Source organism: Streptomyces sp. NPDC057877 (assembly GCF_042796855.1).
Lineage (GTDB): Bacteria > Actinomycetota > Actinomycetes > Streptomycetales > Streptomycetaceae > Streptomyces.
In genome coordinates this window covers 166,876-187,509 of sequence record NZ_JBHVMS010000004.1, presented here as the reverse complement: position 1 = coordinate 187,509, position 20,634 = coordinate 166,876, and the positions used below count along the sequence as shown (strand labels likewise).

The window sequence follows — 20,634 nt, the reverse complement described above, 5'->3', positions numbered from 1 at the left end:
GCGGGTTCAGCGGCGCCTTCGGCCAAGAGTGAGCAGGGCCGCGCCGGTGAGGAGCAGGGCGGCGGTCAGGGCGGCGAGCGCGGCGAGGGGGCGGCCGGTGCGGGCGAGTTCCTCGGCGGTGGGCAGGCGGCCCTCCCTGGTGGGGGCGGGGCTGCTCTCCGTGCCGGTGGGCGGGGGCGTGGCGGACGGTGCCCGGCCGGTCAGGACGGAGAAGCGGTAGTCGTTCGACTGGCCGACCCAGTCGCCGTCGTCGGCGCGCCGGTGCACGACGGACGCGTTGGCGGTGACCTCGTTCGGTACGGCGTCGGAGGTGAGGCCCAGGCGCACCTTGACGGTGACGGTACGGCCGGGCTGCACCGTGAACCCCGGGAAGCCGTCGTCGAACGCCCCGACCAGTTCGTCCTGGTCGGTCTCCTCGAACCGCACCGGGCGCGGGCGCGGCCGGGTGCCGTCGTAGAACTCCAGCCGGGGCTGCTCGGCCCGCAACTGCCGCCGTTCGTCGACGAGGACGACGACGGGGTGGATGCCGGTGCAGGGGCGGGCGGTGGTGTTGGTGAGGTCGATCGACCAGGTGCCGTGTCCGCCACCGGCCTGGTAGGCCTCGGGGCCGCCGCGGATCCGGGTGGTGATCGGGAAGTCCCGGCCGTCTGCGGGGGCGCAGTGGGGAGCCGCCGCTTGGGCGGGGGCGGGGAGGCAGAGGGTGAGGGGGATGAGGAGGGCGGTGGCGGCGGTGTGCGTGCGCGGTCGCATGAGCACATCACCATGCCGGGCGGGAGGGGCGGGGGGACGATGCCGCTCCGGTGGGCGGCGGCAATCCGCTCGTTCAGCGGACAGGGGTCCCTCAGCCCTCCCCGCGCCCGAACAGCGGCGCGAGCAGCAGTTGGGCCGCGCCCTCGGCGACCTCGCGGCCACCGCCGGGGGCGACTCGCACCGGCACCGGGGGCTCGCCCGTGCGGTGCGCGCGCTCGGTGAGGACGGCGGCGACTCCGCGCACGAAGCGGTCGGGGGCGGCGGTGACGACCCGGCCGCCGAGGAGGATCAGGTCGATGTCGAGGAGGGCGACGAGGTTGCCGGTGCCGGTGCCGAGGACCCGGGCCGCCTCGTCGAGGTCCCCGCGCGCCACGGCCGCCAGGCACAGCGCCTCCACACAGCCGCGGTTGCCGCAGCCGCAGGGCGGGCCGTCGAGCTGGACGACCTGGTGGCCGAACTCGCCCGCGCCGGTCCGCGCCCCCCGGTGCACGGCGCCCCCGATCACCAGTCCGCCGCCGAGCCCGGCCCCGAAGTGGAGGTACGCGAACGACCCGGCGCCGTCTCCGGGGTCGGCCACCGTCAGGCGCAGGGCGGCGGCGTTGGTGTCCTTGTCGACGACGACCGGGACGCCGTCGAGCCGCCGGGTGAGGGTGTCCCGTAGCGGAAAGCCGTCCCACTCCGGGAAGCCGGTGACGCGGTGCAGGACCCCGCGCGTGTGGTCGAGGGGACCGGGGAGGGCCACGCCGAGACCGAGCAGCGGGCCCGGCGCCCGCAGTCCTTCGGCCTCCCGCACCACCGCCGCGACCACGGCCTCCGCGCCCGCCCCCAGGTCCAGCGGCGTCCGCCGCTCGTCCAGCACGGTCCCGGTGAGGTCCACCAGCACCGCCCGCAGCTCGTCCCGGTCCAGCTGTACGCCGACGGCGTGCCCGGCGTCGGGCACCAGGCGCAGGACCGTGCGCGGCTTGCCGCCCGTCGAGGCGCGGCGCCCGGCCTCCGCCGCCAGCCCGTCGGCCCGCAGCCGGGCCGTGATCTTGCTGACGGCCTGGGGGGTCAGCCCGGTCCGCTCGGCGAGTTCCAGGCGGCTGATGCCCTCGTCACCGGCGGTCCGCAGCAGGTCGAGGACGACTGCGGCGTTGCGGCTGCGCGGGGCGAGCGGGTCGGCGCCGGTCGCTCCGCCCCGGGCCGGGGCCCTACCGTTCCTCGTTCTGTTCACCCGACCCATTCTCCCCACCGCTTGCACTTTGGCAACAGCGTTGCGAAAGTGGGTGCCATGACTGGCACTCCTCCCGGCACCCCCCTGCGCGTGGGCCTGATCGGCTACGGCCTCGCGGGCTCCGTCTTCCACGCCCCGCTGATCGCCGCCACCGACGGCCTCGCCCTGGACACGGTGGTCACCTCGAACCCCGAGCGGCAGCAGCAGGCCCGCGCCGAGTTCCCGGACGTCCGCCTCGCCGCCACCGCCGACGAGCTGTTCGACCGCGCGGACGAGCTGGACCTGATCGTCGTGGCCTCGCCGAACAGGACGCACGTCCCGCTCGCCACCGCCGCCCTCAAGGCCGGTCTCCCGGTCGTCGTCGACAAGCCGGTCGCGGGCACGGCGGCCGAGGCGCGCGAGCTGGCGGCGCTGGCCGACGAGCGCGGTCTGCTGCTCTCCGTCTTCCAGAACCGCCGCTGGGACAACGACTTCCTGACCCTGCGGAAGCTTCTCGAGGACGGCGAACTGGGCGACGTATGGCGCTTCGAGTCCCGCTTCGAGCGCTGGCGGCCCCAGCCCAAGGGCGGCTGGCGGGAGTCCGGCGACCCGGCAGAGATCGGAGGTCTGCTCTACGACCTCGGCAGCCATGTCGTCGACCAGGCGCTGGTCCTCTTCGGCCCCGCCACCGAGGTGTACGCCGAGGCCGACGTGCGCCGCCCCGGCGCCGCGACGGACGACGACACCTTCATCGCGCTGACCCACGCCGGCGGCGTCCGCTCCCACCTCCACGTCTCCGCCACCACCGCCCAGCTCGGCCCGCGCTTCCGGGTGCTGGGCTCGCGGGCGGGCTATGTGAAGTACGGCCTCGACCCGCAGGAGGCGGCCCTGCGCGACGGCGGGCGCCCCGGCACGGACGCCGGCTTCGGTGTGGAGCCGGAGGGGATGTGGGGCCGTACCGGCTCCGGCGAGTCCCCGCTGACCGGCGGCGGCCGTCCCGTCCCGACCCTGACCGGCGACTACCCCGCCTACTACGCGGCCGTGGCACGGGCGCTGCGCGAGGGCGCCGCCAACCCGGTGACCGCGCTGGAGGCCGCCGCCGCCCTCGACGTACTGGAAGCCGCCCGCCGTTCGGCCCTGGAGAAGGTGACGGTGACACTGTGACGACCCACAAGCACCCGGTGACCCCGAAGGTCACCCCGGAACTGACCCCGTCCGTCGAGGAGTTGGAGGCGCAGGAACGCCGTCTGGTGTTCCGCCGGTTCACCCATGACGACGCCTGGGCGCTCGGGCTGCTGCTGGTGCGGCTGGCCCGGGAGCGGCAGGCGCCGGTCGCCATCGACATCCACCGCGCGGGCCAGCAGCTGTTCCGCGCCGCGCTGCCCGGCTCCACGCCCGACAACGACGCCTGGATCGACCGCAAGCGCCGCGTGGTGGAGCGCTACGGCTCCGCGTCGTACCTGGTGGGCGCCCGGTTCCGGGCCAAGGGCACGACCTTCGAGGAGTCCTCGCGCCTCGACCCCGACACCTACGCGGCGCACGGCGGCTCCTTCCCGGTCACCGTCGCGGACGTCGGTGTGATCGGCTCGGTGACGGTGTCCGGGCTGCCGCAGCTCCAGGACCACCGGCTCGTGGTGGAGGCGCTGGAGGAGTTCCTGAAGGACGAGATCTGACCCGGCCCCCGGGAATGATCGTGCGCGTCCCTCTGGTTGGCACCGCTGAACAGCCGTCACGCCGACCGGAGGGACCGCATGAACGCCGTATCCGCCATTTCGAAGGACCAGCTCGGCCGCTACGGCATCTGGAGCCCGGGGCTGCGCTCGGAGGACCCGGAGCGGCGTGGCGAACTGGCCGATACGGCGGCCCAGTTGGAGGACCTCGGCTACGGCGCCCTGTGGCTGGGCAGCAGCCCCGCGCCGAGCCACGCCGCCCCGCTGCTCGAAGCGACCTCGCTGATCGCCGTCGGCACCAGCATCCAGAGCATCTGGCAGTACGAGGCGGCCGAGAGCGCGGCCGGGTTCGCCGAGCTGGAGCAGGCCCACCCCGGCCGCTTCCTGCTGGGCCTCGGGGTGAGCCACGCCAAGCTCGCCGACCAGTACCGGCGCCCGTACTCGTCCCTGGTCGCCTACCTCGACGCCCTCGACGCGGCCGGGGTGCCCGCCGGGCGCCGCCTCCTCGCCGCGCTGGGCCCGAAGACGCTCCAGCTGTCCGCCGACCGCGCGGCGGGCGCGATCCCGTACCTGGTGACGCCGCAGCACACCGCCCAGGCCCGCGAGATCCTCGGCGACGGCCCGCTCCTCGCCCCCGAGCTGAAGGTGGTCCTGGAGACGGACCCGGCCCGGGCCCGCGCCCTGGCCCGGGAGGCCCTCGCCTTGTACCTCACCCTCCCCAACTACACCAACAACTTCCTCCGCCTGGGCTTCACCGAGTCCGACCTCGCGGACGGCGGCAGTGACCGCCTGATCGACGCCGTGTTCGCCTGGGGAGACGAGTCCCGTGTCCGCGGGCGCGTCGACGCCTTCCTCGAGGCGGGCGCCGACCACGTGGCCCTCCAACTGGTGGACGACGGCCCGAGGGACGGCCTGCCGAGGGAGGGCTGGACCCGGCTGGCGGAGATCCTGGCCTGACGCCAACCACCCCAGGGGCACGGGAAACCACGACCAGCCGCAGCCAACCTAAGGGCGCGGGGAACTGCGCGACCAGCCCCAGACGACCCGCAGCCGCCGCACGACCCGTAGCCCCGAGCCCTGTCGCTACCGCTGCTTACGCGTTCTTCAACTCCTGCCGCTGGCGCCCAAGCCCGTCGATCTCCAGCTCGACCACATCCCCGGCCCGGAGATACGGCTTGGGCTCCGGCTGCCCGAAGGCAACCCCCGCGGGCGTCCCGGTGTTGATCACGTCCCCCGGGTACAGCACCATGAACTGACTGACGTACCGCACGACCTCCCCCACCGGGAAGATCTGCTCCGCGGTCGTACCGTCCTGCTTCAGCTCGCCATTCACCCACAGCCGCAACGCCAGCGCCTGCGGGTCCGGCACCTCGTCGGCGGTCACCAGCCAGGGCCCGAGCGGATTGAACGTCTCGCAGTTCTTGCCCTTGTCCCAGGTCCCGCCCCGGTCCATCTGGAACTCCCGCTCGGACACGTCGTGCGCGACGGCGTACCCGGCGACATGCGCGAGCCCTTCCTCCGCCGACCCCAGGTACCGCGCCGTACGCCCGATGACGACCGCCAGCTCCACCTCCCAGTCGGTGCGCGTCGACCCGCGCGGCACGAGCACCGTGTCGTTCGGCCCGACGACGGTGTCCGCGGCCTTGAAGAAGACGACGGGCTCGGCGGGCGGCTGGGCGCCCGTCTCCCGCGCGTGGTCGTGGTAGTTCAGCCCGATGCACACGACCTTCCCGATCCGCGCCACCGGCGGCCCGATCCGCAGCCCCGCCGCGTCCAGCACGGGCAGTTCCCCGCCCTCGGCCGCGGCCCGCACCCGCGCGAGCGCGTCCTCATCGGCGAGCAGCGCCCCGTCGACGTCCGGCACGACCCCCGACAGGTCCCGCAGGATCCCCCCGGCGTCGAGCAGCGCGGGCCGCTCCTGCCCCGCCCTACCGACTCGCAGCAGCTTCATGGTCATGGCCTCCCTGGATCGCGGGTGTCCCGCCGACGCCTGGCGGCCCGGAGTGCGGCCCATGGCGCCGCAGCCATCGGAGGACTGGTCGATCCTCCAAGGAGGCGGTCCAGTCCGCAATACCCCGTTCACGTACTGGACCGCCCCGGGGCGGGTCAGCGGTAGAGGAGCACCCGCTCGACCGTGCTCCACGCGGTACTCGTCACCACGTACAGCGCCGCCGCCAACGGCACGACGGCCACGGTGACGAGCGTGAAGAAGGACATGTACGGCATGACCTTGCCGACGGCTCCGGGCACCCCGTCTGCGGCGGCCGTCATCACCGCCGTACGCCGGAAATTGACGACGGCGACAGCGATGACGACGACGAACAACCCCAGGTAGACGAGCCCGCCCCCACCGCTCAGCGCGTCCAGCCACCGCCCGCCGAGGGGCGCGTCGAACAGTTGGTGGGTGAGGAGGGTGTTGGTCTCGCCGCCGATCGTGGGGCTGGAGAAGAGGTGGTAGAGCAGGAAGAACGCGGGGAGTTGGAGCAGTCCGGGCAGACACCCGGCGAGCGGCGAGACCTTCTCCCGCGCATGCAGCTCCAGTACGGCCCGCTGCAGCCGCTCGGGGTTCCTCGCGTACCTCTCGCGCAGCTCGGCGACCTTCGGCTGAAGGGCGACCCGGGCCTTCTGTCCCCGCGCGGCGGCCCGGGACAGCGGATGCACGAGCAGCCGTACCAGCGCGGTGAACAGCACGATCGCGGCAGCGGCGGCGGAGGCGTGGAAGACGGGTTGGAGCAACTCGGCGAGCTGCTCGACGAGGTCGGCGAAAACGGACATGGGTGAGCCCTCCGTGGGGTGGGTGGTCGGGCCGACGCGGAAGGTGCGGCGGCGGCATGACGACCCGCGCGGGGCTCAGGCTTCGGTTCGGCTCGCGCCCTACGCGAAGGTCGCCGGGAGGGCGGAGCCGGGCGCTCGGGGACGGGTGCGCCCCCTGGCGTCGGGATCACGTTGCGGCAGGAAGGCGGTACGACGCTCACGCTCACGCATCGCCGTACGCACCCGCGTCGGCGCCACGACCGGCACACACCGCGCGGCGATCAGCGCACAGGCGGCGAGGGCGGCGGCGGTGGCGACGGTGGCGGTGAGGGTGCCGCTGTCGAGGAGGGCGAGCTGGAAGACAAGGAGGAGAAGGAGAGGAAGAAGGGCGACAGATCGCCGGTACACAGCTCCCCACCCCTCCCCAAGCGCCCCACACCGATGGCCGATGGCCGATGGTCCGATTAAACCTCAACGGGGGCGCATCGAGGCAAGGGTGCCCCAGACCACCAGCCGGTATCTGGACGTGTACACGGGGGTGCAGGTGGTGAGGGTGATGTAGTACCCGGGCTCGCGGTATCCCTGCCCCGGCCGGACGAGGCTGCGCGGCACGGCCCGGATGACGCCGACGTCGTGCGCGGAGGTCTGCGGCAGTGTCCGTCCCACGCGGTACGTGTAGACGGCGTCCTCGGTCTCCACGGTGATCGCATCGCTCCGCCGGAGCCGGTCGAGGTGCCGGAAGGGTTCACCGTGGGTGTTGCGGTGCCCGGCGAGGGCGAAGTTGCCGGGCTGCCCGGGGTGTGCGGTGCCGGGGTAGTGGCCGACGTATCCCTTGTTCAGGACGTCGGCCTTGCCGATCCCCTCGGCGACGGGGACGCGGAGCCGGAGCCGGGGGATGGTGAGGATGGCGTAGGCACGGGAGGGAACGGGCGCCGCCCGGACGGCTGACGGCGTCCGCGGCCTCTCGGCATCAGGGGAAGGACCCCGCCCGCCCTCAGCCCCCCGCGCCTCCCCCTCTCCGCTGCCGGAGCCACCCCAACTCCGCTCCAGGGCCCGCACTTCCCTCTCGGCCCCCTCCCGGGCCTCCCGGTTGGTCCACCACAGCTGATGCACGACCAGCAGCATCAGCACGACGCCTACGGTGACGAGCGCCTCCCCGCCGCCCCACACCACCCGCCGCCACCGCGCACGCCGACGCCGATCACCGTGCCGTACGACGGAAACGCGCATACGAAACGCCTCCAGGGGCCGGACCCGCCCGCAAGATAGGCGCGGGAGCCGCAGACCGCCAGACCCCGCCGGGCAACAGCCGCTGGCCTGCACATATCTCACCTATGTCACTGATCGGCAGTACGGTGTCCCCCATGCGCCCCGACACGCCCGCCGAGAACGTCGACCACCACGCCGAAGCGGCCCGCCTGGAGCGAACCGCCGCGCTGTATCCCGAGGACGCCGAGGCCCTGCTGCTGCGGGCCGCGGCCCACCTGGAACTCGCCGGCGCCCGCCCCGCCGCCGCCACCCTCTACGACCGCCTGCTGTCCTCCTCCGACGGCCTGGAGAACCCCCAACTGGTCCGTGCCCTGAAGGCCTCGAACCTCTGGGAGTACGGCCACGAGGCCGAGGCCAGGGCCATCATCGACGGCATCCGCACCACGGCCCCCAGGGACCCGGCCCCCTGGGTCATCGCGGCGGAGTCCCTGGAAGCGCACGACGAGCTGGAGGCCGCGGAGTCGACGTTCACCGAGGGGGCGGTGCTGCTGCTGACGGACGTGCCGGAGCCCCCGTACTCCACCCACCCCCTCCTCTTCGGCCGCCACCGGGTGCGCCGCATGCTGGGCCTGCCCCACGACGACTGGGACACCCTGGCCGACACGCTCCACTCGATGCCGGTCTCCCTGGACGAACTCCACGACCCCAAACGCGTCTGGTCCCTGGGCTCGGACAACCCGGCCGAGCTGGAAGCGGAGATCTCCCGCCTCCGCGCCGAACTGGGCGCCTACCGCGAGGCCCTCTCCCGCCCGTTCCCGGTCGCGATACTGCACTGGCCCGCGGACGAACTGGCGGAACTGGTCTCGGCGTACCCGTCCCTGCTGACGGAGTACCCGTCCCACGAGGAGCACCTCGCGACCATAGAGTCCTCCCTCCGCGAACTCGCCACCTCCGGCACCCCCAACCTCGGCACCGTCACCGGCACGGTCCCCTCCTACGAGGCCTTCGCCGCGTCCGAGGGCTCCTCCCCTGACGACGCGACCCTGCTGCCCCAGTACGCGACGACACTGGCGGCACGGGGGCGGGCGGTGGAGTGGCCGCCGCAGCGGGGGGCGGGGTGTTGGTGTGGGTCTGATCGGGCGTACGGGGACTGCCACGGACGCGTCGACGCGTAGCGGCACGGAGTCACGGGCAATGGACGACACAAGTCAGGGTGCGCGGAACCATCAGGAGACGCTGCCGGAACCTGGGAGCGCGGACCTCGTCAGTCTTGGTCTTTCCGCAGCTCACCTCAGTCTGTACAGCTTCCTCTACGAGTCCCGGGAGAACCCGCCGACCATGGTGGAGATCCGTGCCCATGTGGCAGATGAGAAAGGATCTTCCCCCGCCCAGACAGACCGTCGTGTGCGCGATCTGCGTGATCATTTCGTAGTCGAGGCATTTCGCGAGGGGCGCAGTCACCGATACCGCCTCACCGGGTGGAACCGCGATCGGCAGAACGGGCTGCGCCGCGCCATCGGCAAACGACTGAGGGCCCAGGTTCTCGCTCCGCAACGCTGCGCTCAGTGCGGGCGGACACCGCTGGATCACCTTGTAGTCCTCGTCGTGGACCACAAGGTCCCCAGGGACTGGGGCGGAGGCGACGACCTGGAGAACCTGCAACCGCTGTGCGAAGACTGCAATTCCGGCAAAAAGGCCTTCTACAGTTCCTACGACCAGTACGCGGAAGAGATCAGGGCGGCGGCTGACCACCCAGAGCCACACGGCCGGATCGGGGAACTCCTGAAAGCCTTCCACGGGAACTGGGTTCCGGCTGATCTGATCAGCGTCGTGGCTTCGATGAAGCAGTACCAGGACGACTGGCAGAGACGCCTGCGAGAACTTCGGAAGCTGGGCTGGGAGTACGAACCGAAGAAGTCCAAGGACCCCGTGTCGGGGAGGTGGCGGTCCTCCTACCGCCTGAAACGCTGGGAGCCCTGGCCCGAGGGATCGATCCGCGCCGAAATCGACCGCAGGATCCAGCAGGCGGAAGACGACGGCGACCCTGACGCCTCAGCCGGCTAGCAGCCGGGCGGCCGCTTCATCGAGCTGCCCGGCGGACGGCACATGGACCACCCCGAATCTGGTGGCCGCGGCAAGCTCAATCGTGTCGAAGCGCAAGGGCGGCAAGATATCCGCGAGTAACTGCTCGGCAGGGGTCTTCCGTCCGGCGTTCATTCCCTGCCGGAACTTCTTGTTGCCCACTCGAAGGCTCAGCGCACGGCGCCCAGTCCACGCATCGACACGGAAGAGGGCGTCAGCCAGCGGATGAAACCGGAGGTCTACGCCCCGCAGCCGTAAATGAGCGAACGCGTAGACCTCGCGGAGAAAACCGTAGTAGGCGTTGCCGACCCGCCATCGTATGGCCGCCCGCACACGGTCTTCGGTATATTTCTCTCTGGTCACGAGATCACGGACGAGCTTCATCGCCGGATCGCCCAGCATATTCCGCCCGTCCGGATCATGGAATGAGAATTCCCGGAAGCGCTGGTACGTGGGCACACACCCGAGGCGTTCCACACAGATATGGAACGTGTGAGTGAAGGCGAAATTCGGGTGCCAGTCCACGATCTCGGGAACGCTCTCACCGACTTGGCGTCTCACTTCCCCCAAAGCATGCTCAGTGTTCTGGCACACATGGCTGATGTCAGCCTCTGTGAGGTCATAGAGGACCCGGGTTCTGTGGGCCATCACCATGGGCACCACTTCCGACCGCCGGGGGTCCACGCACCAGTCGTCGAAGCGCCTCCGAGTGGACTCCGTCGTGCAGAACAGTCCGAGTACGTCCTCCGACGTGGTCTCCGCCACAGCGCCTCCCCGCCAAACGCCTTCCAACAAGCCCGCCGCACAAGCTAGTTGAGCGGGACTCCCCTCCCAAGCGCTCGTCCGCGAGAGGGGATACTAATGGGCCCACAGCCTGTCCCGTAGCCCTGGAGTTCACGCGTGACGTTCCCCGACAGCCTGAGCCCCGCACCCGGCGTCTGCGACGACCCGGAGCTGATGCTCGTGCGCCAGCACCTTCTCTCGCTCGATCCGGAAGGGGAGCGCTTCGCCCGGGTCCTGCGCGACACCATCGACCAGCTCCTGGACGGAGAACACACAGGCCGGTTCGACTGGAACGACCTGCACAAAACTGAGAAGACGCATGCCGGGACGCTGGTCGAGATCAACCTGCTGCGGGAGTTCGGTTTCTCCAGCGGCGCCGACCTCGACTACCTGATCGAGGGCATCGAGGTCGACTGCAAGTTCTCCCAGAAGCTGTACGGCTGGATGATCCCGCCCGAGGCCCTCGACGAGATCTGCCTGGTCGTCTGGGCGGACGACCATAAGGGGAAGTGGAGTGCGGGACTGCTGCGCGCTGACCGCGCCAAGCTCACCACCAGTGGCACGGTCACGAAGAAGGGCAACCGCGACGGCAAGTTCCAGCTGACCAAGAAGCATCATGATCTCGTCGCCTGGCTCTGGGACCAAGCGCCCCTGGAGGAGAACCTGCTGCTGAACCTCGACGCGGAGACGCTGGCAACCGTCCTCGCCGCGGGCTCCGGCTCCAACCGCGGCAGAGGGCAGGCAAGGGTCAACGAGCTGTTCCGGAGAGTCCAAGGGCGCCGCATAAACAGAACCGTCGTGCGTACGCTTGCCCAGCAGAAGGACTACATGAAGCGCGTCCGGTACAACGGCGGAGCCCGCCAGCACCTGCGCGAGCACGGCATCCTGATCTGTGGCGACTACCCCCACCACCAGGCCGTTGCCGCGCAGCTCGGTCTTCCCGTGCCGCAGGAAGGCGAGAACGTGAGCATCCGGGTGGTCGAAGCGAAACCACACCACCACTCCGAGCCAAGCGTGCTGCTCGACGGTCGGCACTGGGTCCGGGCACTGCCTGACGACCCCGAGGAGATGGCCCCGCTGCTGCCCGAGACCAAGAAGAAGCCAAGCCCCCAGGACTGAGCGGACCCGAGAGCAGTGAGCATGCACCAGCAGAACCCCGGGCCGGGCGACGAGGAAGCCTGGCTGCCCCCGGAGGGATCATGGGCTTCGTCCGCCGCCCGGCGCCGCAACATGCAGGCGATCCGCAGCCGCGACACCAAGCCCGAGCGCCTGATCCGGAGTCTGCTGCACGCTCGGGGCCTGCGCTACCGCGTGGCCGCGAAGCCGCTGCCGGGACTTCGGCGTACGGCCGACATCGTCTTCCGGCCGGCGAAGCTCGCCGTGTTCATCGACGGCTGTTACTGGCATGGCTGCCCAGAGCACTACGTGTCCCCGAAGACGAACCCTGGTTACTGGTCCGACAAGGTCGCACGGAACATGGCACGCGACCGGGACACGGACGAGCAGTTGCGTGCCGCTGGCTGGACCGTGCTGAGGTTCTGGGAGCACGATCCAGCCGAGGAGTGTGCGGTGAAGATCGCCGCCACGGTCAGCCGGCTGCGCGCGGCCCGGCAGTAGGCCGGCCGCCGCCTCAGCCGTCCGAGGGCTTCTCCGCGGCCTCAAGGGCGGCGTAGATCTGCTCCCCCACCGCCTGGGCCACCGGCGGTGGGAAGGCGTTCCCGACCTGGCGGTACGCGGCCGTCTTACGGCCCGAGAACTTCCAGTCCTCCGGGAAGCCCTGGATCAGGGCCGCCTGCGTGACGGTCAGCTTGGGCCCGGCAGGGGCGAACAGATCGCGCTCCTTGTCCTTCATCTCCTCGGGCGCGTTGGCGACGCCCATGGCGCAGACTCCCAGCTCCGCCCAGGCGCGCTTGGCCCGGGTGGGCCCCAGGTCGGCACCGCCGTGCTTCTTGGAGCCGCCGACGACCGTCGGCGCCACACCCTCGAGAGCCTTTTCGTACCACCGCTTGAAGGCCCGCTCAGTCCGCGGATCGTCGGCCACGGCGTCGTAGCGCTTCCGCATCGAGTCGTGCAGCGCCGCACCCACTGTGACGTACTCCGTCGGCTGGGGCTTCGAGTGCACGAAGTGCCGGGCGTACTCGGGCTTCATGGCGACAAGGACGGCCCGGGGACGCAGTTGCGGGACGCCGTAGTCCCTGGCTTCGAGGAGGTCCCAGTAGCACTCCTCGTAGCCCATGGACTCCAGTTGCTTGATGATGTACTGCCGGTACTCGGCGAACTTGGGGTCCAGCAGTCCCCGCACGTTCTCGATCATCACGGCATTCGGGTCGAGCTGATCAACGAGATCAAGCATCGTCGGGAAGAGGTCCCGTTCGTCGTCCCGCCCGAGTTGCTTGCCCGCTGCCGAGAAGGGCGGGCAGGGCACTCCCCCCGCGAGGAGATCAAGGCGACCGGACTCCAGACCCAGTGTCTGCGGATCGAACTCCCGGAGGTCGGCCTCGATGACCTTGCAGCCACTCCACTCCGGGTTCTCGCGGGTGTTGGCCCGGAGGGTCTGGCAGGCGTCCTTGTCGATCTCGATCAGCGCGACGTGCTTGAAGCCCGCGTTGTGCAGGCCCACCGCCTGCCCCCCGGCGCCCGCGCAGATCTCCACCGAGGTGTACTTGCGCTCGTTCGTGCGGGTCATGCCCCTCCTTACAGCCGTGCAGCGGCAGACGCTTTATGCAATCCACCATCACTGAGGGTGACAGACCCCACTGACAACCAGACCTCACCCAGTGTGCAGTACGCCCCTCGGTTCACCGCACGCCCCCTCCACCTCGCCGAACACTCATACGATATGGCCCATGCGGATCCCTGCGTGGACGGAAGACGAACTCGTACTGGCCGGAGCGCTCGTCGTGAGGAACGGCTGGCGCGAACTGCGGACGGGCGACCAGGCTGTGCACGAACTCTCTGAGCTGATCCGGTCGCTGCCGATCCATGGTGCTGACGCACTGGCAATTCCGGGCTTCCGCTCCCCCGACAGCGTGAGCCGCAAGACCACCGACTTCATGACGAACCACAGGCTGTACCCGGGAAAGGCCACCAGGTGCGGCAAACCGACACTGCTCATGATCGAGGCTTTCACCCAGCGCGAGGCCGAAATGCTCCAGGCAGCCCAGGCCATCGAAGAGGCCATCGGGTCCGGTGAACTGCACCTCGTTCCCCCGCAGCACGACGAGGTCGACGAGACGGGCGCCACAGCGATCGAGGGGCGTCTTCTCGTCCGTCGGGCCCTGGTCCGGGAGCGGGATCCCAAGCTCCGTGCCAAGAAGATCGAGCAGGTGCGGCGCCAGGGGCTGCCTCTTCGCTGTGAGGTCTGCGACTTCGACTTCGCCCACACCTACGGCGAACTCGGTGATGGCTACATCGAGGTCCACCACGTCACACCGCTGCACGCCTCCGGGACCCGGGAGACCAGGCTCGAGGACCTCGTGTGCCTGTGTGCCAACTGCCACCGCATGTGCCATCGGAGCCGCTTGGGAGAATCCTGGCGCACCCCTGCCACCCTCCGGGAGCAGATGCGGCGGCCGACGCAACGCACCGCCCATCAGGCCGCCTCCGCCCCAGTCTCAGCTTCAAAGCGCGCCTGAGCCCGCCCAAGCACGCCCTCCGGATCACGCCCGCGGGCGGCCGTCCAGTGCAACAGGTCCGCGATCAGCTCGACCGCTGACTCCTCGAGCACCGCGGCTGGCAACGCCCTCTCCGCAGCGTCGGCACCGGCCACACCGCGATAGCTCTCCAGAGTGGTGGCAGCCCGCTCGACGCGCTGGCACGGTTGCCCCGTTTTCACGGGGATCTCGCACCACACCTCCTTTCCCGCGGCAGTGAGCACAGCTCCCCAGTCCCTCGCCAGCGACGCCAGCAGATGCAACCCGCGGCCGCACTCGCCCTCGCAAGCGGCCGTCCTCGGTGAGGGCATCGTGCGGCTCCTGTCGTGGACCTCGACCCGGAGTCGTTCGCCCCTGCGCTCAAGCACCAGCGTCGCCGCCACGCCCTCGCCGACGTGCTTGACGACGTTCGTCGCCAACTCCGTGACAAGCAGCTCGATTTCGTCGGTGGCCGCGAGCAGGCCCCAGCGGGTGAGCTGCTCGGAAGCCGCTCTCCGGAGCAGGCGGACCTCGGCTGGCGCCGCCTCGAACGGCAGGACACAGCGGAGTCGGGGTTCGCTGATCTCGTAGCCAGGCATGGGCCACTCCTCCCTCCCAAGCCACGCACATGCTGCGCCAGGCCGTAGCGGTACGGCTGCACTGCGTAGCGGTCTGCCAGCGAGCATGGCATAGAGAAGTCTCACCATGTAACTTCTCACGAGAATCCATCGGGTGAATCTGATGGTGGGGCGGCTGCCCGCTGCCTAGCCTGATGAGGTTCTCCGGGCTCGCGGCCCGGCGTAGGGCGAAGGAGCCGAATGTCCGAGCGGACCACCACCCGCCGCCGCCAACTGGGCGCGATGATGCGGAAGCTGCGGGCTCGCAAGGGGCTGACGCTGGAAGAAGCCGGGCGGCTCGTCGGCGTGTCAAAGGCGACGGTCAGCCGGTACGAGACCCAGTCGGGGCCTGTGAAGTGGATCGTCGTTGACGCGCTGTGCCGCGAGTACGAGGCCACCGAGGCCGAACGCAAGGCCGTTGTCGGCCTCGCCAAAGACGCCAGGCAGCAGGGCTGGTGGAGTTCCTTCGCCGACTCGATCCCGGAGAGCATGAACCTGCTGCTCACCCTTGAGGACGAGGCGGTACGCGAGAGTCACTTCTCCTGCGTCTACGTACCCGGACTCCTCCAGACGCGCGCCTACAGCACGGCTGTGCAGAAGGCCAACGAAGTGCCCTTGGAACAGGCGGAGATCAAACGGCTGGTCGACATCCGTATGAAGCGGCAGGAGATCCTTACGCGCTCGAAGCCGCTGAGCCTCTGGGCGATCCTCGACGAGTCCGTGATCCGCCGCGTCGTCGGGTCACCGCAGACCATGAGGGAACAGCTCGACCGGCTTCTTGAAGCGAACGAATCGCCTCACACAACGCTTCAGGTGCTGCCGTTCTCCAAAGGAGCCCATGCCGCCGCTCTGGGCAGTTTCGTCATCATCGGCGGTACCGAGCCGGCCCTCGACGTGGTGTATGTCGACTTCCACACGGGCTCCCTCTTCCTGGAGAAGGACGAGGAACTGGATCGCTACAGGCTTGCGTTCGAGTACCTCCGCGCACAAGCGTTGGACATGGAAGCCTCTTCCTCCATGATCCACCGCGCCCGCAAGGAGCTGTGAATGCCCGTCGTCCGCACGCCCGCTTCCGGGCCCGCCTGGTTCAAGTCGTCGTACAGCGGCGGAAACGCAACCGAGTGCCTCGAAGCCGCCTTCGTGCCTCCTGGCGTGCTGATACGCGACTCCAAACACCCCACCGGCCCTCACCTGACCGTAGCCCCCCAGGCATGGCACCGCTTCCTGACCGTCGTCCGATCACGCGGCTGAGCATGTGCACGACCGGTCTGGCACACTCGCCAGCTCAGGAGAGAGTCGGGTGGGGAGGCCGTCATGGTGCTGGTGGTGTTGGGGGTTCTCATGATGGCCGTCGTCGTGGTCGGCGTGGTCGTCGGGCGGCGTGAGGCGCCCGCGGGCTGGTCGGGGGAGTCGTGGGTCGTGCGGCGGGTGCATGGGCGGAGGCAGGGCGGGCTGCTTGGTGGGGTGGCCGCCTTCGCGGTGTTGGGGAGCGTGCTCGTGTATCTCTGGGGGGCGCTGCATGTGGGTGGGGCCGTGCTCGACGCGGAGGACGGGGGGACCGACTCGTCGCCGATTCGGCCGTGTCGGCGTGAGGACACGCTGGAGCAGTCGGTGCAGGGGATCGACATCATCGACTACGACGTGAGCTGGCTGCCGTTGGGGTTCGAGTGTGAGACCAGTGACGGGGGGCGTTACGACAGTGGCGAGGTGCCGTCGTATGTGAATCCCGCGGTGTTCGGGCTGGCGATCGTCGGTGTGGGGTGTGGGGTGGCGGCGAGGTATCGGCGGGAGGCTCTGGGGAAGGCAGGGGGTCAGGAAGGGGGGCGGCTCCCCTCCTGACCCCCTGTCGGCCGTGGCTACGGCGCCGGGGTCAGGTCCGCCCTGCCGAAGAGGAGGGCGTAGCCCGGGGGGAGTTGGGCCAGGACGTCGGTGATGAGGGTGTCGTCGACCAGGGTCGCTACGGCGCTCAGGACCGAGCTGACGTCCCAGCGGGCGGTCGCCGGGGTCGCGCCCTCGACGCGGGCGGCGACGTGGTCGACGAACTCCGCGGCCGTGAGGGGACGGGTCGCCGGGATCTGGTCGGCGATGAGGCGGGCCGCCTCCCGGGGCAGGGAGTGGGCCAGGGCCACGCGTTCCTCGCCGGTGACATGGCCGCCCAGGGCGGCGAGGACGATCCGGGTGACGCGTTCCGCTTCCGCTCTGGTCGGATACTGGCCCGCGTCCCGTACGGCGTCGATCAGTGCCGTCCAGTCGGGGGAGGCCGCGGGGGTACGCGGGGTCGGCATCGTCATCGTGGTCATCGGGTTCCTCCTCCGGTTCCGTGGTCGGGAAGGTGGGCAAGGGTGGGCCGCGTCCCAGGGGGCAGGGTGCCCGGCCCACGGGACGCGGCTGGCGTGCGGCCTCAGCCGCTCAGTTGCCTGCGGCTGCCACCGCCGGTGATCTGGATGCGGCGGGGCTTGGCCGCCTCCGCCACGGGGATGCGCAGGGTGAGCACGCCCACGTCGTAGGAGGCGTCGACGCGCTCCGTGTCGAGGGTGTCGCCGAGGAGGAGCTGGCGGGTGAAGGTGCCCGTAGGACGCTCCGCGGCAATCATCTCGGCGCCCTCGGGGGCGGGGTTGCGGCGCTCGGCGCGGACGTTGAGGACGTTGCGCTCGACGTCCAGCTCGATCGTCTCGGGATCGATGCCGGGCAGGTCGAAGTGGACGACGAAGTCGTCCCCGGACCGGTAGGCGTCCATCGCCATCGCCGTGGGGCGGGCGGCGGAACCCAGGACCTGCTGGGCGAGGCGGTCGAACTCACGGAAGGGGTCGGTTCGCATGAGCATCACGGTCACTCCTTTCTCTCCTCTCCTCAGGCGTGGTGTGCCGGTGCGATGCCCTACGTGTAGTTATATAACTCCGCAGGCATGGAGTTGACAAGCTCGGACTCAGGTTTGGTGAGTCCTGAACGCCCGCCGGTAGCCCTGCGGGCTCGTCCCCACCACCCGGCGGAAACGGTCCCTGAACGCCGTCGGGGAGCCGAAGCCCGCCTGCGTCGCGATGCGTTCGACCGAGTACGCCGTCGTCTCCAGCAGGTGCTGGGCGCGGCGTACCCGGGCGCGGTGCAGCCACTGCAGCGGTGTCGTGCCGGTCTGTTCGCGGAAGCGGCGGTTCAGGGTGCGGGTGCTCATGCCCGCCCGCGCCGCGATCTCGTCCAGGGTGAGATCGCGGTCGCAGTGCTCCTCCAGCCAGCGGAGCAGGGGTTCCAGAGTGGCGCCCGCGGGGGCCGGAACGCGGGGCGGGTCCTGGACGATGAACTGGGCCTGGCCGCCCTCGCGTTCCAGCGGCATGACCGACATACGGGCGGTGTGGGCGGCGACCGCGGAGCCGTAGTCCTTGCGGACCATGTGCAGGCACATGTCCATCGCGGCGGCGGCGCCCGCCGAGGTGAGGAACTGACCGTTGTCGACGTAGAGGACGTTCGGGTCGACGGTGACCTTCGGATAGCGCGCGGCCAGGTCGGGCGCCGCGAACCAGTGGGTCGTGGCGCGCAGGCCGTCCAGCAGGCCGGTGGCCGCGAAGAGGAACGCGCCCACGCACACCGACGCGATCCGGGTGCCGTTCGCCGCCGCCGCGCGCAGCGCCTCGGCGACGCCCGGCGGCAGCGGGTCCGGTGGCTCCTCGACGCCGGGCAGGATGATCGTGTCCGCCTCGGCCAGCGCCTCCAGCCCGTACGGCGCCCGGAGCGTGAACAGGCCCGCGCTCACCACCTCGCGCACCGAGCACACCCTCACCCGGTACGCCTCCCGGCCGTCCGGCAGCCGGGCCCAGCCGAAGGTGTCGATCGGGGCGGAGAGATCGAAGGGGATGACCTGGTCCAGCGCCAGTACGGCCACGGTGTGCATGGCGAGAGCGTAGGCAGGTGGGCAGTTATTGCCAACCGGGTTCAGCAGGCAGGACGCGCCCATCGTGCTTGTTCTTCGGTGTGGCGGGAATCCGTTGAGGAGTGGCAGTAGTGCCACTTCTGCACGATCCGGCGCCCGCCTAGCGTCGGCCCGTGACCAAGTTCCTCCTCTCCCTCCACGTCATCGCCGCGATCGTCGCCGTCGGGCCCGTGACCGTCGCCGCCAGCATGTTCCCGCCCGCCGCCCGCCGGGCCCTGGCCGCGCCCGACGACAGTCAGGCGGCCGGGACGGTACGGCTGCTGCACCGGATCTGCCGGGTCTACGCCGCCGTCGGTATCGCCGTCCCCGTGTTCGGGTTCGCCACGGCGACCGCGATGGGGGTCATGGGCGACGCCTGGCTGATCGTGTCGGTCGCGCTGACGACGCTCGCCGCGATCGTCCTCGTCGTCCTGGTGCTGCCCCGGCAGGAGACGCTCGTCGAGGGCAGCGGGACGCGGGCGGTGACCGCGCGGCTCGCGATGTTCACCGGGATGTTCAACCTGCTATGGGCCACGGTGACGGTGCTGATGATCGTCCGGCCGGGGTCGACCACCGGGGCCTGAGCCCGCGCCCCAGGGCCTACGCGCCCAGCGCCTTCGCCACCGTGTAGATCAGCAGGCCCGCCAGCGAACCGACCACCGTGCCGTTGATCCGGATGAACTGGAGGTCGCGGCCGATGTGCGCCTCGATCTTCTTCGTGGTGTGCACGGCGTCCCAGCCCGCCACGGTGTCGGTGATCAGGGAGGTGATCTCCTTGCGGTACGTCGTCACCACGTGCACGGCCGCGCCCTCGACCCAGCGGTCCACCTTCCCCTGCACCGACGCCTCGGTGGCCATCCGCGCGCCCAGCGACAGCAGCGAGGCCCGCACCCGCAGCCGTAGTTCGCTGCGCTCGTCCTCGGCCGCCGACACGATCATGGCGCGTACGGCGGTCCAGGCCGACGCGATCAGGTCCTGGACCTCGCCCCGCGCGAGCACGTCGCTCTTGAGCCGCTCCACCCGCGCGCGCGTGTCGGTGTCGGACTGGAGGTCGGAGGCGAAGTCGGTGAGGAACCGGTCCAGGGCGCCGCGCGCCGGGTGCGAGGGCATGTCGCGCATCTCGGTGACGAAGCGCAGCAGTTCCTTGTAGACCCGCTCGCCGATCCGCTTGTCCACGAACCTCGGCGTCCAGCCGGGCGCGCCGCCCTCCACCGCGACCATGACGTCCTCGCTGTGCAGGATCAGCCAGTCGTGGGCGCGGCTGACGACCAGGTCGACGACCCTTCTGTGGCCGCCGTCCACGACGACCCTCTCCAGCATCTTGCCGAGGCCGGGTGCGATCTCGCGGGCATCGGCCCGCCGGGTGATGGCCTCGCCGACCACCGCCTGCACGTCCGTGTCGCGCAGCACGGTCAGCGCGCCGCGCAGCGCGGTGGCCAGCTCCGCCGTCACCCGGTCCGCGTGCTCCGGCTCGGCGAGCCAGGCGCCGAGTCTGCTGCCGATGCCGACGGCGCGCAGCCGCTGCCGTACGACGTCCTCGGAGAGGAAGTTCTCCCCGACGAACTCGCCCAGCGAGATGCCGAGCTGGTCCTTCTTGTTGGGGATGATCGCGGTGTGCGGGATGGGGATGCCCAGGGGGTGCCGGAACAGGGCGGTCACCGCGAACCAGTCGGCGAGCGCGCCGACCATGCCCGCCTCCGCCGCCGCGGCGACATACCCGGCCCAGGGGCCCGCGCCCGCGTGGGAGGCCCACTCGGCGAGGGCGTACACCAGCGCCACGAAGAGGAGCAGGCCGGTCGCGGTGACCTTCATCCGGCGCACGCCGCGCCGCTTCTCCTCGTCGGCGGCGCTGAAGGTGGTCATGGCGCGGACGGCGGAGACCGGCACGCTCGCCTCCCGTGCCGCCCCGGCCGCCGTGTCCGCCGTGTCCGCCCCGGCTGTCTCACCCGTCTTGGCGGCCTCTGCCGTCACACGGTCCGTCCGCCGATCCATCCGCTCCACCGTTCACCCTCACCACACCGGCCCTGGCCGACATTGTCCCTTC

At 70.7% G+C, this 20,634-nt stretch carries 25 protein-coding genes; 12 read left to right on the top strand and 13 right to left on the bottom strand.

Annotated elements, in window-relative coordinates; all coding sequences use genetic code 11:
• Positions 1–6: 6 nt before the first annotated feature.
• A complete protein-coding gene (locus ACFVQG_RS12380) occupies positions 7–750 on the bottom strand; it encodes a hypothetical protein (protein ID WP_383380259.1) in 744 nt (247 codons plus the stop codon).
• Positions 751–841: 91 nt separating this feature from the next.
• Complete coding sequence (locus ACFVQG_RS12375; protein WP_383380256.1) at positions 842–1,972, bottom strand: ROK family protein; 1,131 nt, start codon at positions 1,970–1,972, stop codon at positions 842–844.
• A 48-nt stretch (positions 1,973–2,020) separates the two neighbouring features.
• Between ACFVQG_RS12375 and ACFVQG_RS12370 the strand changes: the two genes are divergently transcribed.
• The 3 genes from ACFVQG_RS12370 (at position 2,021) to ACFVQG_RS12360 (ending at position 4,569) form a co-directional block, all read left to right on the top strand.
• The gene (locus ACFVQG_RS12370) at positions 2,021–3,106 is read left to right on the top strand and encodes a Gfo/Idh/MocA family oxidoreductase (protein ID WP_383380253.1); all 1,086 of its coding nucleotides are present in this window, start codon (positions 2,021–2,023) and stop codon (positions 3,104–3,106) included.
• The gene (locus ACFVQG_RS12365) at positions 3,103–3,615 is read left to right on the top strand and encodes a heme-degrading domain-containing protein (protein WP_383380250.1); all 513 of its coding nucleotides are present in this window, start codon (positions 3,103–3,105) and stop codon (positions 3,613–3,615) included. The genes ACFVQG_RS12370 and ACFVQG_RS12365 overlap by 4 nt, the downstream gene beginning before the upstream one ends.
• A 78-nt stretch (positions 3,616–3,693) precedes the next feature.
• Positions 3,694–4,569, top strand: a complete 876-nt coding sequence (locus ACFVQG_RS12360) for an LLM class F420-dependent oxidoreductase (protein WP_383380245.1) — start codon at positions 3,694–3,696, stop codon at positions 4,567–4,569.
• A gap of 136 nt (positions 4,570–4,705) precedes the next feature.
• Here ACFVQG_RS12360 and ACFVQG_RS12355 read toward each other — a convergent pair whose 3' ends face one another.
• From ACFVQG_RS12355 to ACFVQG_RS12340, 4 genes are all read right to left on the bottom strand, one after another.
• The gene (locus ACFVQG_RS12355) at positions 4,706–5,563 is read right to left on the bottom strand and encodes a fumarylacetoacetate hydrolase family protein (protein WP_383380242.1); all 858 of its coding nucleotides are present in this window, start codon (positions 5,561–5,563) and stop codon (positions 4,706–4,708) included.
• A gap of 155 nt (positions 5,564–5,718) precedes the next feature.
• A complete protein-coding gene (locus tag ACFVQG_RS12350; protein ID WP_383380239.1) occupies positions 5,719–6,387 on the bottom strand; it encodes a YidC/Oxa1 family membrane protein insertase in 669 nt (222 codons plus the stop codon).
• Between the two features lie 99 nt (positions 6,388–6,486).
• Positions 6,487–6,774, bottom strand: coding sequence for a DUF6412 domain-containing protein (locus ACFVQG_RS12345; RefSeq protein ID WP_383380236.1), 288 nt, complete (start codon positions 6,772–6,774; stop codon positions 6,487–6,489).
• 63 nt (positions 6,775–6,837) lie between these two features.
• Entirely contained in the window at positions 6,838–7,596 is a 759-nt protein-coding gene (locus tag ACFVQG_RS12340) for a class E sortase (protein ID WP_383380233.1), read from the bottom strand.
• 134 nt (positions 7,597–7,730) lie between these two features.
• Between ACFVQG_RS12340 and ACFVQG_RS12335 the strand changes: the two genes are divergently transcribed.
• Complete coding sequence (locus ACFVQG_RS12335) at positions 7,731–8,750, top strand: SEC-C metal-binding domain-containing protein (RefSeq protein WP_383380231.1); 1,020 nt, start codon at positions 7,731–7,733, stop codon at positions 8,748–8,750.
• 19 nt (positions 8,751–8,769) lie between these two features.
• Positions 8,770–9,639, top strand: coding sequence for an HNH endonuclease (locus ACFVQG_RS12330; RefSeq protein ID WP_383380228.1), 870 nt, complete (start codon positions 8,770–8,772; stop codon positions 9,637–9,639).
• Here ACFVQG_RS12330 and ACFVQG_RS12325 read toward each other — a convergent pair.
• Complete coding sequence (locus tag ACFVQG_RS12325) at positions 9,628–10,422, bottom strand: hypothetical protein (protein ID WP_383380225.1); 795 nt, start codon at positions 10,420–10,422, stop codon at positions 9,628–9,630. The two genes, ACFVQG_RS12330 and ACFVQG_RS12325, sit on opposite strands and share 12 nt — an antisense overlap.
• 135 nt (positions 10,423–10,557) lie before the next feature.
• Between ACFVQG_RS12325 and ACFVQG_RS12320 the strand changes: the two genes are divergently transcribed.
• Together ACFVQG_RS12320 and ACFVQG_RS12315 are read left to right on the top strand one after the other, a co-directional pair.
• Positions 10,558–11,559, top strand: coding sequence for a NaeI family type II restriction endonuclease (locus ACFVQG_RS12320; RefSeq protein WP_383380222.1), 1,002 nt, complete (start codon positions 10,558–10,560; stop codon positions 11,557–11,559).
• Positions 11,560–11,580: 21 nt separating this feature from the next.
• Positions 11,581–12,057: a very short patch repair endonuclease gene (locus ACFVQG_RS12315; RefSeq protein ID WP_383380220.1), complete on the top strand. Its 477-nt coding sequence runs from the start codon at positions 11,581–11,583 to the stop codon at positions 12,055–12,057.
• A 13-nt stretch (positions 12,058–12,070) separates the two neighbouring features.
• On the opposite strand, the gene ACFVQG_RS12310 is transcribed toward ACFVQG_RS12315, so the two are convergent.
• Entirely contained in the window at positions 12,071–13,126 is a 1,056-nt protein-coding gene (locus ACFVQG_RS12310) for a DNA cytosine methyltransferase (RefSeq protein WP_383380218.1), read from the bottom strand.
• 160 nt (positions 13,127–13,286) lie between these two features.
• On the opposite strand from ACFVQG_RS12310, the gene ACFVQG_RS12305 reads away from it, so the two are divergent.
• Positions 13,287–14,075, top strand: coding sequence for an HNH endonuclease (locus ACFVQG_RS12305; protein WP_383380215.1), 789 nt, complete (start codon positions 13,287–13,289; stop codon positions 14,073–14,075).
• Here the strand turns inward: ACFVQG_RS12305 and ACFVQG_RS12300 are convergent.
• On the bottom strand, positions 14,033–14,671 hold the full coding sequence (locus ACFVQG_RS12300; RefSeq protein WP_383380212.1) for an ATP-binding protein: 639 nt from the start codon (positions 14,669–14,671) through the stop codon (positions 14,033–14,035). The two genes, ACFVQG_RS12305 and ACFVQG_RS12300, sit on opposite strands and share 43 nt — an antisense overlap.
• Before the next feature lie 219 nt (positions 14,672–14,890).
• On the opposite strand from ACFVQG_RS12300, the gene ACFVQG_RS12295 reads away from it, so the two are divergent.
• The 3 genes from ACFVQG_RS12295 to ACFVQG_RS12285 all read left to right on the top strand — a co-directional run bounded on the left by ACFVQG_RS12295 (position 14,891) and on the right by ACFVQG_RS12285 (position 16,528).
• A complete protein-coding gene (locus ACFVQG_RS12295) occupies positions 14,891–15,736 on the top strand; it encodes a helix-turn-helix domain-containing protein (protein WP_383380209.1) in 846 nt (281 codons plus the stop codon).
• Positions 15,737–15,940 carry a DUF397 domain-containing protein gene (locus tag ACFVQG_RS12290; protein WP_383380206.1) on the top strand — a complete coding sequence of 68 codons (204 nt, stop codon included), beginning with the start codon at positions 15,737–15,739 and terminating at the stop codon, positions 15,938–15,940.
• Positions 15,941–16,003: 63 nt separating this feature from the next.
• Positions 16,004–16,528: a hypothetical protein gene (locus ACFVQG_RS12285; RefSeq protein WP_383380204.1), complete on the top strand. Its 525-nt coding sequence runs from the start codon at positions 16,004–16,006 to the stop codon at positions 16,526–16,528.
• Positions 16,529–16,545: 17 nt separating this feature from the next.
• On the opposite strand, the gene ACFVQG_RS12280 is transcribed toward ACFVQG_RS12285, so the two are convergent.
• The 3 genes from ACFVQG_RS12280 to ACFVQG_RS12270 all read right to left on the bottom strand — a co-directional run bounded on the left by ACFVQG_RS12280 (position 16,546) and on the right by ACFVQG_RS12270 (position 18,572).
• A complete protein-coding gene (locus ACFVQG_RS12280; protein ID WP_383380201.1) occupies positions 16,546–16,989 on the bottom strand; it encodes a DUF2267 domain-containing protein in 444 nt (147 codons plus the stop codon).
• Between the two features lie 101 nt (positions 16,990–17,090).
• The gene (locus ACFVQG_RS12275) at positions 17,091–17,513 is read right to left on the bottom strand and encodes an Hsp20/alpha crystallin family protein (protein WP_383380198.1); all 423 of its coding nucleotides are present in this window, start codon (positions 17,511–17,513) and stop codon (positions 17,091–17,093) included.
• 102 nt (positions 17,514–17,615) lie between these two features.
• Positions 17,616–18,572 (bottom strand): GlxA family transcriptional regulator, encoded by a 957-nt coding sequence (locus ACFVQG_RS12270; protein ID WP_383380195.1) that lies wholly within the window; start codon positions 18,570–18,572, stop codon positions 17,616–17,618.
• A gap of 152 nt (positions 18,573–18,724) precedes the next feature.
• Here ACFVQG_RS12270 and ACFVQG_RS12265 point away from each other — a divergent pair, with 152 nt between their 5' ends.
• Positions 18,725–19,174, top strand: a complete 450-nt coding sequence (locus ACFVQG_RS12265) for a hypothetical protein (RefSeq protein ID WP_383380192.1) — start codon at positions 18,725–18,727, stop codon at positions 19,172–19,174.
• Positions 19,175–19,190: 16 nt separating this feature from the next.
• Here the strand turns inward: ACFVQG_RS12265 and ACFVQG_RS12260 are convergent, their stop codons facing one another.
• A complete protein-coding gene (locus ACFVQG_RS12260; RefSeq protein WP_383380189.1) occupies positions 19,191–20,582 on the bottom strand; it encodes a DUF445 domain-containing protein in 1,392 nt (463 codons plus the stop codon).
• Positions 20,583–20,634 lie beyond the last annotated feature (52 nt).